This window comes from Kurthia populi (assembly GCF_042686175.1).
Classification (GTDB): Bacteria; Bacillota; Bacilli; order Bacillales_A; family Planococcaceae; genus Kurthia; species Kurthia populi.
Window position 1 is genome coordinate 52,836 of sequence record NZ_JBHUOR010000137.1, and the last position, 10,916, is coordinate 63,751.

Below are 10,916 nucleotides of genomic sequence, written 5' to 3' on the forward strand. Positions count from 1 at the left end.
TGTGCATTAAAAAAAGGCTTTGCACTATGCAAAGCCTCTTCAAAATCTATATGGCTTAGTAAGCTAAACCGTAAAGTGCTTTAATGTGAGATAAGTAGCGAATGTTAGACGCTTCTTTCATTAATGATGCTGGTAAACCTTTTAGTTGTGTGCTGTTGCCACCAACTGTTGCGACGCCGTCTTTACGACCTAGTGACGCAAGTGTACCAGAATCTACTGGTGCGAATTCGTTCATTTCTTTGCCTGTTAAGTAAGCGAATAAGTTGTACCCAACTAATTCACCCATTTGCCAAGCATTTTGAGCTGTTGGCGCATATGGACGATCTGTTTCTTTGTTTGCACCTGGTGCGTAAGCTGCTGCTGCATCCCCTACAACGAATACATCTTGGTGAGAATCTGATTGTAAGAAGTCATTTACTACGGCTTTCCCGCGGTTACAAACTAAACCTGATTCTTCTACGATTGGATATTGGGCTACGCCACCTGTCCAAACGACTGTGTTCGCTTCGATTTTTTGGCCATCTTTAAGTGACACAACATTGCCTTCAACGCCTGTTACAGGAAGACCCGTTAAGAATTCAACGCCGCGGTCTGCAAGTGATTTTGTCGCGCGTTCGATTAATTCTTGAGGAAGTACTGGTAAAATACGTGGGCCAGCTTCCACTAATTTAATGTCTAAATCAGATGCTTTTACGCCGTATTTTGCTGCGATTTTCGGCATATTATCAACGATTTCACCAACAAGTTCAACACCTGTTAGACCACCGCCACCGATAACGATTGTGGCATCAGCTTTGTTGCCTGTTTCAGCGAATGATTTGATTTTAGAGATGATGTGTTCACGGATTGTGTTCGCATCTTCAACTGATTTTAGAACGAATGAATTTTCTTCAAGTCCCGGAATACCGAAGTAGCCTGTTTTTGAACCTAATGCGACAACTAATGCGTCGTATGATAAGTTTTCACCGTTATCTAATTTTACTGATTTGTTGTCTACTGAGAATGATTCAACAGTCGCGATTTTTAGCTTGATGTCTTTGCCGCGGAATAATTTTCCTAAGTCAAAAGCAACTGCTTTTTCGTTTACTGTGCCACCTGCTAGACGGTGTAATTCCGTGATGATTTGGTGTGTTGGGTATTTGTTAACAACAGTTACTTCGGCTTCGTTGCCATCTAAATATTGACGAACTGTTAATGCAGATAATACGCCGCCGTAACCTGCACCTAAAATGACGATTTTTTTCATTGGTTAAACCTCCATGTTACTAAGTGTTGTGGAATATTAGTGGTTTTGTTTTTCTTTTGAAACTTCTAAGAAAGCATTTGCAAAACGGAATACGCTTTGTACTTGTGGGTCTTTCATTAATTTTAAAATGCCGAATAAGCCGATTTGTTCGTGGCTTACATCTGCGCGGTCTTTTGCTTCAATTGCAGTTGCAGCTAAACCTTTTGCAGATTTTACGACGGGTCCTACGATTTCAGAAGTCGCGTTGACCATATCATTTTTGAATACCGTATCTGTAGCAAGACCTTGTGCCACATCATACACTTGTGTAAGAGTTGTCACCATTTCTGCAAGTTTTGGTAATTCGTTCACTAAAGCTGTTAATGAAGCTTGTACTTGTGGATCTAATAATTGGTCAAGTACGTCTAATTGTTGTTGGTTTACTGCTGGTTGTTGTGATTGAGTAGTCTGTTCTGACATATCCAATTCTCCTTTACAATAACTATTTCTGTGACTTCACAAACGTGAAATTTGTGTCTAAGAGCATTTTGCTCTAGTGTAATGCGCTTCTAAATGATCTTTCAGGCATCGCCCATCGTCGCGGTGCAACTTTCCATTACTTCATCAAACTTCCATTCAATGAAGTGAAGAAACGACAAATAACAAGTAACATAATGCGAATGTTCAAGACTGTTCAAATAGGTGTTGTCAACAAATCTCAAATCAATTTTAACATAGATTACTTTGAAAAACAGTTGTTTATCGAGATTTGCACGCATTCGGAAAACTTTCTTTTTACGATTTCGTGAAGCCTTTCACAAAGGATTATACACCTGTCTAACGATAATTCCTATAGTGATTAACTGAAAATTCTTTCAATAACTTTTTTTCATAGAATTTTTTCAAAACTTCTATGAATCTTTAAATATTTTAACGTTAAAATATTTAACACCTTCACTATCATAACATAAATCGTTATAAATCGCCGAAATGAATACTTAAGTTTTTAAAGAAAACAGGATGCCGCTAACTATAAATACTGCGAAACTGCTTTGGTGTACAGTTTGTGAATTTTTTTAAAACTTTTGTAAAATGGCTTTGATCATGAAAGTGAAGCAACTTCGCAATAGAGTGATTGACCTTTCCTTCATCAATCATTGCATATGTAACGCGTATTTCATCAGTAAAATGTGCTAATGAAAAGCGAAAATGTACGACAGGTCAAACAATAATCGTAGTTGTCTGTCGCTTAAAAAGATAATAGCATTCGATATTATTAACACGCCATTTTTGATAAGATGCCCATTCTTTAGGAAATGTTTTTTTAATAACTTGTGCAATAAAAGGTTGAGCCCCTATATAAGCCATTGTATGTAAAATTTCTTTTGTTGCATTATGCACAACAGTTACTGGGATGTGAAACGTTTCTTCAATAACTAAACGTTCTTCGTCTACTCCCACAAAAATTCCTCCTTCAAGATTGCCAACATCTAATTTAGCGACAAAATAAATGAATTTTCGAGAGAAATTTCGCGTACTTTAAAAAAGGCGCCAAAAGGAATTGGTTTTTACACAAAATTACATTTTATGGATTCTATATCCTTCCACCTCTTGCCTACTTTCGTTCCATTCTCCGTGAATTTCAAACACCCCCTCTTCAAAAAACAATGGAAATCGACGTTTAAACCATGGCTGCATTGGTAATGACATTGCTTCATCTAATGTAACCCAGCACAATTCGCCTTCTGGTGGATGTTCGAGTAATGTACCTTCAAAATCTGTTGCGACATAATTAAATACCATATAGCGATAATTATTTTTCGTATCCGCATAGCCATCCACACCTTTATAGATGAGATTTTTCACCTTGAGCCCTGTTTCTTCAAAAACTTCACGAGCTGCACCTTCTGCAATGCTCTCGGGAAAATCCACTTTACCACCCGGCCCTAGATACCCTGGAAAGCCTCGTTCTGGTGGACGATTTAGTAATAAAATACGCTCTTCTTTCTTCACAATACACATCGTATAAATATCCGTATTAATCATATTTGTTCACGCCCCTTTTCTACACTTATCATACTGCTTTTAAAATATTGATTTCAATCCTACAATAGCGCTTAAAAATTGAACAAGCAGGAAATTGAAATCTCCCGGTTATTTATTTTTGATGACGACATTTTTTACAATAGCTATTTACTAAAATAAGCAGTTCCTCTGGCTTTATCGCATCCCCAAGTCTTATTGTTTTAATGACTACTCCACATTTTTTACAACGTACTTCTTTTTCAAATGGTATTGGCATATAATCCCCCCTCATTCCTTTATCGGAGAATTATGGCCGTCTTAAATGTTTCATAATCTCTCTTCACTTGCTCCTTATACATAAATGTCGCATACGATACATAGTGAATAAACTGCTCTTTGTCAGTAATCGCCTCTAAAATTTCTTCTGCGCTACGATATGCCCCTTCGATATCTGCACGCGTATGGATTTTCGCCGCGACACAGCCCATCGTCTCAACCGTCCGCTTATAATCCTTCTCCGTCACTAAATCGTTCGGCTTCACTTTCTTTTTATATGGGGACCGTTCACGAATATAAAACTCCTTATCGCCAATAGTCATATAGCCAACATACGGATCATTTAAATGATGCATCGCTTTTTGTGTCGCTACAATGCGTTCGCCTTGATGCGGATGTTTCTGCCAAAATGTTTCGTTGTAGGGTAGAAAATAAGCTGGCACTGGCGGACGTGCTTCTTTCATTTCAAGCACCAAATCATCATGACCTCCCGCTTCTAGCCCGCCCTCAATCAAAATATAATAGCGGCTTAGGCCAATAGAAGCCGTCCCTGAGCCGTATTTACGCGCAATATCTTTAATGCGAAAATGCTGTGCATTGGGCACATGTTTTTTCTCAAGCGTCTTTATATAGTCCTGCATAACCGCCCCAATTTGCATCGCCTCATGTCCCGTTACTGGCTGCACCTCTTCGTCAAAATGAAATACGCGTTCGCCTCGCTCATTACTGTACGTAATGTCGGCTAAGAGATGATTGCGCTTACGCTTTTCTAATTTCTTTAATACTGTTTTTATCGTTTTTTTCGTATTGTCTACTGTGAATACAAGCGTTAGCGGATCTTGTTCGTTCGCCACAAAACGTGCTAGTTGCTTATAATAGCTTTCCGTAAATGTCCGAATGAATGTCCGCTGCTCTTCAGCTGTGCGTCCTTGCTCATCGGCATAAAGCGCAATGCTCGTACTCATGCGCAAAATATCGTATAAATACGAGCCAACATAGCCTTCATCAAAATCATTGGCATCAAAAACGATTTGTCCCGCTTCATTTTGGAAGCATCCGAAATTATCCATATGCATATCTCCTTGAATCCATACGGGTCTATGCTCAGGCGTATGATAAAGCGATGGAATCTTCGTCACATCATAGTAAAATAAATAGGCACTCCCTCTAAAAAATCGGTACGCACTCTCCTGCATCTTGTCATACTTTGCTTGCCGCTGTGCCTCACTTAGTCCCATACAGTCCACATCAAATTCATGTAGCACGGTTTCAATAAAATGCTTACGCAAAGCTTGGCGTGTATGTTTCACACGTTCATTATTAATCGGCATCGAACTCCTCCTTTAATATTTCAACTATGTAACGAAGCTATCAATTTCATGTAATTTCACGGTTTTGTCTATATTATTACCCTCCATTTCGATACACTTAACAACGTAAAAAAAGAAAAGGTTGGTGATTCGAATGATGAAACGCACACTATGTACCCTACTGGTCGGTACAAGTTTTTTATTAGGTGCTTGCACACAAGAAGATACAGCAACCTATGAAATGCAGCAAGACGGCATCGACATGACCGTCAAAAATTATTATGTAGATGATACTATTACAAAACAGCATATTGAAACGACGATGTCATATAAAACGCTTGGCTACGCTTCAAAAGAAGCTGCACGTGAAGCGAATTTAGATGCTGAGCAAGAATATAATCATGAAGCTGGTATACGCTATAAAGCAAATTATAAAAGGAATGCGATTGCAACCAATTTGACGATTGATTATGATAAAATCGAACATTTAGAGGCACTTGAAAACTTGCAGGGCGTTACCTTTGAAGTAGAATCGACAAATCCGGTTCAAGTAAATAAAATCAAAACCGAAATGCTTTTAAAAGAAAATGGTTTTAAGAAGCTTGAGGAGTAATTTTTAAGCTATTGTAGGACGAAAAAGGACATAGGCAATTTCGACTGTTTCTGTTACACTAAATGTATTGATTTAAAGGGGATCAGACTATGTTGCCAACTACCGTAAAACACCGTTATACAGGCGAACAAATTACGTTTGTCGAACGCACGAAAGACTACACCATTATTGAAGTAACACTACCAGCCAACGGGGATGGCCCACCACTACATAAGCATGACCGCTATGAGGAAAATTTTGAAGTCATTAGCGGTCAACTAACGGTCACTGTAAATAAAAAAACGACCATTTTAAAGCCAGGTGATGCAGCACTTGTTCGTCTAAAACAGGCGCACCGCTTCACAAATGCACATCCAGAGCCGGTAACATTCCGTGTGACACTAACACCACGTTGTGATTTTGAGACGTCTGTGCGCATTCATTACGGACTGATGGACGATAATCTAACAGATGATAAAGGTAATCCGAAAAATTTTACCCATCTAGCTATTATCCTGTACTTCCAAAACACATGGATTGCTGGTATTCCAATTAGCATTCAACGCTTTATTGCGAAGCGCATTTTAGCGAAAGCTGAGAAAAACGGTACGTTAAAAGAATTAGAAAAATATTATAAAGTGTAAAAAGCTGCGACCATTATGCGTCGCAGCTTTTTTTAAGTTTCGTTAAATCAATTTCATAAGTATCACCATAAACACGCTTTGGCGCAAGCTCTTTGTCGCCATAAAATAGCACATTGAAATTGCCATTGTTAAATTGCACAATAAATAAATCGTCAAACAAATGAAAGGTCTTTTGATTGACGCGAATAAAACCGGTCGTTTGCGCCGTCGTTTTCACACTAATGCGGCGCCCGTTCGCCACAACATCATAGCCCGGTTGATTCGTTGTAGCAGCAAGCTCACCACCCGTTTCGAGTACGCATAAAAATTCCCCAATACGCCCGGTTAAATGGCGCAGTTCCGTTGCCTGGAAGCCGAGCACATTCATCTCAAACTGCAAAATTTCGCTGTAATGCTCATACATCGCTTGGACGCTCGATGTCGTTAAGTTTTTCTGCGTACCATGATAGAAAAACACCTCGCCGCGCTTCCATTCACCGACTACTGTTGCCTCCTGTGCACCGCGCTTCTTTTGATAAATGAGCCCCGTATAAGCATCGTTTTCACCAATATATTTGTATGTATTGCGGTCCAAGTAAATGAATAAATGCTTCGTAAATGAAATGCCATTATTAAAACGGTTGTAGCAATAATCACTTAAAATAATGCTTGCTGGATTCGTTTGAAAAGCCTCGACCACACGCTTTTTTACCGCTGCTACTGTCACGACATCGCCTTCGCTCCCCGCAAGTACTGCCTTAATTTGTTCATATATGGTCATTGAAATCTCCCCTTTTTCATTTTATCGGCAAATATCATGATTTTTTCAGCAAACAAAAAGAGGCTGCATCATGCAACCTCTTCCACAACTATTTCCCTTGCTTCGCTTGTTTCTTTTGTAAATATGCCTCACGTAATTGTGCAAGACGTTCTTGTTTATTGGACTGAGCCGGCTTGTTTTTTTCGTGGAACTTCGTTACTGCTGCCTGGCCTTTTGAATCTAATTGATATTTTCCCATTTTGGTTCACCTACTTTTTGTTAACGTAACCATACTACTATACATTATTTTCGTCGATTCGTGTAAAGAGAATACTTTTTCAATGCATTAAAATAACTTTTTCTTTTTAACCTCATCTTAACCTTTGACCTATAGGATAGGTAATAAGAAGTGGTGATGTGCCACGAAAAATGAATGGAGGATTATAATGAAAAAACGTTTAATTAGTAGCAGTATGGCTGTTGCTTTATTATTTACAGGTGCTGGACACTCGTCTGCAAGTACAGTAACAACTGCAGCACAAACAAATTTATCAAGCTTGCAAGGTATGGATATCGAGAACGCATTATTGGCCGTGCAAAGTAAGCGCGCAGGTTTATTGGAAGATCAACTAAAGAATCAGCTAGAACAGGTACAAGTACGAAATGCTGAGATTTCAAAACTTAATGAACGGTTAGCTACTTGTAAGAATGAAGAGGAAAGAGCATTGATTAAACAACAAATGGATACGCTAGCCAATTCGCAGCAAATGGATACGCTTCGTCTTCAAAGCTTATCAAATAAACGCAACGAAGCATTTGATACAATGACTAATTTCATTAAAAAAATGCAAGATAATCGTTCGTCTATCCTAACAAATATGCGCTAATAAATAAAACCCCCACCGTCGTTTGAATACGGTGGGGGTTTTCATGTTTATATATGGCTTTCTATCGTTTAAAATTCCGCTTCAATATGCTCAAAATATCATCGCAATTTAGCTTAAAATATTGAAAACCCTCTCCTAGTGATTTCATTCCTATTCTCTCGTATGTACTGTTAGTCACTCGTCTCAAGCAGCTCTCTCGTCTTCCAGTCATATACTTTGTAATCCATTTCAAACTGATGATTGTGACTTACCGTAATCTCACAATAATATGGATTGGCCTCGCCATATGCGGGTAGTTCGGGTTTACCCTTACTCCTAATTTTCTCGTCTAAATACACCATATCAAAATACGTTTTCGTCGTATGATGTCGCCCACTTTTAACGGTATCAATCGTACATTTCCCCTCTAGCTTGTCATAGTCTTTTGCCACAATTGATTTTAAATCCGGCACCGTAAATACGCGTAGTCCGATTCCTACTACAAATAGCCCGAGCGTTTTTAAAATACGTAAAAACGGGAAAACCCGGTCCTTAACCATTGTGATTAAAAGAAAGATACTGCCGGCCGCCATCACAATGCCGACAAGCAATACAAGATAATAATCGATCATTCTCCACTTCCCTATGCCATATTCTCTTTATTTTATCATTTTCTAGAAAACAAAAAACGCCTTAAATTCCTATGTAATAAGAACTTAAAGCGTTTTTCGATGACACCTTGATGTCCCAGGAGAACTTTAAAGTATTCGCTGGGACGTTGATATTATTGGGTTTGTGGGATTTGTGTGTAGAGGATGTGTACTGCAAAACAATTCGTAAAAAATCATATACTAACTATAGCTTGCATTTAAAACTTATTTCTCTAGAATCATAAACATTTCCTGTTGATGTTTTTCTGCTTTAATTTTTGTCCAAGTATCTCCGTTCGTCATCGCTTGCATAATTTTCAACTTCAAGCTTTGATTAATAATATCGTTATATTGAATTTTACCTTCAGGCGGCATATTAGAAAACTTGGAGTTCCCTGAAACTGTAATCAAAGCCAAATTCCCAAAGCAATTTAAAGTAGCGCTATCCCATACTTCAGTTGCATCTGGATTTTGAGGATAAAAATGTTCGATTGAGCTTCTAAATTGGAATTGCCAATCATCACGCAACGGCGATATTAACTCATTTCCATCCAAACTGTAACCATCACGATAAAGCAAATAATCTAAGTATGAAAATACAATTCGTTCAATGCCAAAACCACTACGATTTCGATAATCCGAATCACTTACTTTTTTCTTACAATACCCTTCAAGCAAACAAATTAAATTTATAGATTCATTCTTTAATAATTCAGTTAATAATAACGTTATCCAATGCATTGTTTTGGGTGACGTATAAGTAATACGTAGCGCTGATTGCAATGTTCGAAGCTGCTTATTTATGCCCTCTTCATCGCCAAATGTGGCAACATATTTAGGCTTATCACTGTTTTTATCAGTATATTTTTCCAAACGTTGAAGTGACCATTTACCTAATTCTTTATAATCACGTGCAAATTCACGTTTCAAAATATATTTATCAAATAAAACTCTGCATTTAAGCAAATAATATAAAAACTCTTTTGCTTTTTCAGTTGTTGACCATGCCCAGGATAAACTATCTAAAAAGTTCTTATCATCTAAACTAGAATCCTCTTCTTCCAATTCACGTACCACAGCATTGACCTGAAGTAAAAAGTTTGGAAATGAGATCGTTGATTCGAATCGTTCATTTTCCATATCGTTACTTTTGCTAGGATCGTTTAAATTCAAAAGTTTATTTCCAATAAGTATGTCCTGTAAAGTCTTTTTCTCAGAATTTTCTTCATCACTAATTATCTTATCTTTGATTGTATCAAAGTCTTGTAATGTATTTTGTAAACTAGTCCAATTATTAGTAAACAAATGCTTACGCACAGAGACATCAAAATTCATCTGTACGTATGAATTCATATCAGAACACTTTTCCCAAATCTCTGCTGCTACCTTCTTCTCATCATTGTTCGATAAGACTTCCAGAAGTTTCGCTTTTGCAATTTCATGCAGTTCCAACTGTTCACCACGCGTATTCATGATTTCAAAGTAATGATTCAAATCAATATTTTGTGGTACTTGAACTCTAATCAAAAATACTTTTTTCAACTTTGTAACGAATTCATTTTTATCAAGTTTTTTATTGCTAAAGTAGTCACTTATAATTTGAAAACCTTTAGTAATCTCCTTTGCAGTCAACTCTTCCAACAAATCATTGCCAGTAGATTCGTTCCCCATACTAGCTAACGTCCTTGCGTATTTTTCACGTGCTTCAAATTTCAAAGCATCTTTTGAGAATGGCAACCCAAGAAATCTTTCGAGAAGATAAAGAGTAGTTAATCGTTGTTGTCCATCAATCACTTCATACAGATTATTGTCGGTTTGGTTTACAATCAAATTCCCTAAAAAATAACTCTCTTTTCCGTGACCAATTGCTCCATCAATATCCTCAATCAGCTGCTCTATTTGCTTTTCTTCCCAAGCATAATTTCTTTGATAGATTGGCACTATATAATTATATTTCATAAAAATGTCATAAACAGGGATTATATTTACGTCACTAGCCATTCTCTACCACCTATTCCAAGTACAAAGCTTTTCGTATATTTTATTGTACTTTTCAACACTTTTGTCATCCACTTCTGGCCGTTCTAAAACAATTAACTTCAATTCTTCTGGCTCCAGCATGTCATTAATTTTAGAAAACATATCAAGATTTTTATTAATTCGTTCGTGATTTCCTTTAGCATATTTATTGATAGTTTGTGGATACACAGCATTCATAGATAATCGTAACGAGTAACTCCAAGTATAGAGCTGCTGTAATACTGGTTTCGTAAGACTATCTATGCCGAATCTATCAGCAAAGAAAAGTAACACACATTCATACAATTGCTTAATATAGATATCTCCGAATCGTTTACTTGGTACTTCAGTTTCATGATGGAACTTTTTAATTACTTTTTGTACTTTCTCAAGCAACTCTCCATAATATGATGTAAATGCAAAAAATCTCTTTCCTGCAATCAATGGTTGTGTCAGTTGAAACTGATTATAAATGCTAATTTAAACGTGTACATATAAAATCACTTAAAGATGTACAAATTTACCATTAAATGTAACATACTAGAACTTGAGGTGAATAGTATGTACATA

The 10,916-nt window shown here is 37.3% G+C and carries 14 protein-coding genes and 1 pseudogene; 3 read left to right on the plus strand and 12 right to left on the minus strand.

The window, feature by feature from the left end:
• Window positions 1-55: 55 nt before the first annotated feature.
• From ACFSY7_RS17610 to ACFSY7_RS17640, 7 genes and pseudogenes are all read right to left on the minus strand, one after another.
• Window positions 56-1,246: an NAD(P)/FAD-dependent oxidoreductase gene (locus tag ACFSY7_RS17610; protein ID WP_126991055.1), complete on the minus strand. Its 1,191-nt coding sequence runs from the start codon at window positions 1,244-1,246 to the stop codon at window positions 56-58.
• A gap of 36 nt (window positions 1,247-1,282) precedes the next feature.
• Window positions 1,283-1,705: a DUF1641 domain-containing protein gene (locus ACFSY7_RS17615; RefSeq protein ID WP_126991054.1), complete on the minus strand. Its 423-nt coding sequence runs from the start codon at window positions 1,703-1,705 to the stop codon at window positions 1,283-1,285.
• A 546-nt stretch (window positions 1,706-2,251) separates the two neighbouring features.
• A pseudogene (locus tag ACFSY7_RS17620) lies at window positions 2,252-2,386 on the minus strand (AraC family transcriptional regulator); the annotation flags it as partial.
• Window positions 2,387-2,446: 60 nt separating this feature from the next.
• On the minus strand, window positions 2,447-2,686 hold the full coding sequence (locus ACFSY7_RS17625; protein WP_139992540.1) for a hypothetical protein: 240 nt from the start codon (window positions 2,684-2,686) through the stop codon (window positions 2,447-2,449).
• A gap of 117 nt (window positions 2,687-2,803) precedes the next feature.
• Window positions 2,804-3,271: an 8-oxo-dGTP diphosphatase gene (locus ACFSY7_RS17630; RefSeq protein WP_126991050.1), complete on the minus strand. Its 468-nt coding sequence runs from the start codon at window positions 3,269-3,271 to the stop codon at window positions 2,804-2,806.
• Window positions 3,272-3,383: 112 nt separating this feature from the next.
• Entirely contained in the window at window positions 3,384-3,527 is a 144-nt protein-coding gene (locus ACFSY7_RS17635) for a hypothetical protein (protein WP_158621036.1), read from the minus strand.
• A gap of 19 nt (window positions 3,528-3,546) precedes the next feature.
• Complete coding sequence (locus ACFSY7_RS17640) at window positions 3,547-4,857, minus strand: DUF2252 domain-containing protein (protein WP_380148928.1); 1,311 nt, start codon at window positions 4,855-4,857, stop codon at window positions 3,547-3,549.
• Between the two features lie 133 nt (window positions 4,858-4,990).
• Here ACFSY7_RS17640 and ACFSY7_RS17645 point away from each other — a divergent pair, with 133 nt between their 5' ends.
• Both ACFSY7_RS17645 and ACFSY7_RS17650 read left to right on the plus strand, forming a co-directional pair.
• Window positions 4,991-5,449, plus strand: a complete 459-nt coding sequence (locus ACFSY7_RS17645) for a DUF1307 domain-containing protein (RefSeq protein ID WP_380148930.1) — start codon at window positions 4,991-4,993, stop codon at window positions 5,447-5,449.
• Between the two features lie 89 nt (window positions 5,450-5,538).
• Window positions 5,539-6,072, plus strand: coding sequence for a cupin domain-containing protein (locus ACFSY7_RS17650; RefSeq protein ID WP_380148931.1), 534 nt, complete (start codon window positions 5,539-5,541; stop codon window positions 6,070-6,072).
• Between the two features lie 13 nt (window positions 6,073-6,085).
• Here the strand turns inward: ACFSY7_RS17650 and ACFSY7_RS17655 are convergent, their stop codons facing one another.
• Both ACFSY7_RS17655 and ACFSY7_RS17660 read right to left on the minus strand, forming a co-directional pair.
• Window positions 6,086-6,832 carry a DUF7225 domain-containing protein gene (locus tag ACFSY7_RS17655; protein ID WP_380148932.1) on the minus strand — a complete coding sequence of 249 codons (747 nt, stop codon included), beginning with the start codon at window positions 6,830-6,832 and terminating at the stop codon, window positions 6,086-6,088.
• Window positions 6,833-6,920: 88 nt separating this feature from the next.
• Window positions 6,921-7,070, minus strand: a complete 150-nt coding sequence (locus ACFSY7_RS17660) for a hypothetical protein (protein ID WP_029499375.1) — start codon at window positions 7,068-7,070, stop codon at window positions 6,921-6,923.
• Window positions 7,071-7,257: 187 nt separating this feature from the next.
• Between ACFSY7_RS17660 and ACFSY7_RS17665 the strand changes: the two genes are divergently transcribed.
• Complete coding sequence (locus ACFSY7_RS17665) at window positions 7,258-7,698, plus strand: hypothetical protein (protein ID WP_380148934.1); 441 nt, start codon at window positions 7,258-7,260, stop codon at window positions 7,696-7,698.
• A 170-nt stretch (window positions 7,699-7,868) separates the two neighbouring features.
• Here ACFSY7_RS17665 and ACFSY7_RS17670 read toward each other — a convergent pair whose 3' ends face one another.
• From ACFSY7_RS17670 to ACFSY7_RS17680, 3 genes are all read right to left on the minus strand, one after another.
• Complete coding sequence (locus tag ACFSY7_RS17670; protein ID WP_380148936.1) at window positions 7,869-8,309, minus strand: hypothetical protein; 441 nt, start codon at window positions 8,307-8,309, stop codon at window positions 7,869-7,871.
• A 243-nt stretch (window positions 8,310-8,552) separates the two neighbouring features.
• Window positions 8,553-10,328: a DUF262 domain-containing protein gene (locus ACFSY7_RS17675; protein WP_380148938.1), complete on the minus strand. Its 1,776-nt coding sequence runs from the start codon at window positions 10,326-10,328 to the stop codon at window positions 8,553-8,555.
• 3 nt (window positions 10,329-10,331) lie between these two features.
• Complete coding sequence (locus tag ACFSY7_RS17680; RefSeq protein ID WP_449274631.1) at window positions 10,332-10,826, minus strand: DUF7834 domain-containing protein; 495 nt, start codon at window positions 10,824-10,826, stop codon at window positions 10,332-10,334.
• Window positions 10,827-10,916 lie beyond the last annotated feature (90 nt).

What these genes read in the sequence shown, in the direction of transcription:
- ACFSY7_RS17610 (WP_126991055.1), bottom strand. Translation starts at nt 1,246, where the DNA reads ATGAAAAAAATCGTCATTTTAGGTGCAGGTTACGGCGGCGTATTATCT.
- ACFSY7_RS17615 (WP_126991054.1), bottom strand. Translation starts at nt 1,705, where the DNA reads ATGTCAGAACAGACTACTCAATCACAACAACCAGCAGTAAACCAACAA.
- ACFSY7_RS17630 (WP_126991050.1), bottom strand. Translation starts at nt 3,271, where the DNA reads ATGATTAATACGGATATTTATACGATGTGTATTGTGAAGAAAGAAGAG.
- ACFSY7_RS17635 (WP_158621036.1), bottom strand. Translation starts at nt 3,527, where the DNA reads ATGCCAATACCATTTGAAAAAGAAGTACGTTGTAAAAAATGTGGAGTA.
- ACFSY7_RS17640 (WP_380148928.1), bottom strand. Translation starts at nt 4,857, where the DNA reads ATGCCGATTAATAATGAACGTGTGAAACATACACGCCAAGCTTTGCGT.
- ACFSY7_RS17645 (WP_380148930.1), top strand. Translation starts at nt 4,991, where the DNA reads ATGATGAAACGCACACTATGTACCCTACTGGTCGGTACAAGTTTTTTA.
- ACFSY7_RS17650 (WP_380148931.1), top strand. Translation starts at nt 5,539, where the DNA reads ATGTTGCCAACTACCGTAAAACACCGTTATACAGGCGAACAAATTACG.
- ACFSY7_RS17655 (WP_380148932.1), bottom strand. Translation starts at nt 6,832, where the DNA reads ATGACCATATATGAACAAATTAAGGCAGTACTTGCGGGGAGCGAAGGC.
- ACFSY7_RS17660 (WP_029499375.1), bottom strand. Translation starts at nt 7,070, where the DNA reads ATGGGAAAATATCAATTAGATTCAAAAGGCCAGGCAGCAGTAACGAAG.
- ACFSY7_RS17665 (WP_380148934.1), top strand. Translation starts at nt 7,258, where the DNA reads ATGAAAAAACGTTTAATTAGTAGCAGTATGGCTGTTGCTTTATTATTT.
- ACFSY7_RS17670 (WP_380148936.1), bottom strand. Translation starts at nt 8,309, where the DNA reads ATGATCGATTATTATCTTGTATTGCTTGTCGGCATTGTGATGGCGGCC.
- ACFSY7_RS17675 (WP_380148938.1), bottom strand. Translation starts at nt 10,328, where the DNA reads ATGGCTAGTGACGTAAATATAATCCCTGTTTATGACATTTTTATGAAA.